Raw genomic sequence first — 202 nt, forward strand, 5'->3', positions numbered from 1 at the left:
CACGCCTCCGGGTTGCGGATCTGGATCTGGCGCAGATAGCCGTTCTGGGCGGCGGTGACGAACTGATGCGCTTTCTCCTCAGTGAGGCCGTGCTGCTCGACGAGGGCCCCCACGGCCTCGGCGCGCTTGCCGTCGCCCATGATGACAGCCCGCGCCAAGTCGAGGGCGGCGTTGTAGCGGTTGGTCTGTTCGGTCATTTGGT

At 66.3% G+C, this 202-nt stretch carries 1 protein-coding gene; it reads right to left on the bottom strand.

Annotated elements, in window-relative coordinates; all coding sequences use genetic code 11:
- On the bottom strand, positions 1-202 hold a 202-nt coding region (locus EU800_RS27180; protein ID WP_165354878.1), incomplete at both ends, for a hypothetical protein.

This window comes from Tropicimonas sp. IMCC6043, from assembly GCF_004146235.1.
Lineage (GTDB): Bacteria > Pseudomonadota > Alphaproteobacteria > Rhodobacterales > Rhodobacteraceae > Tropicimonas.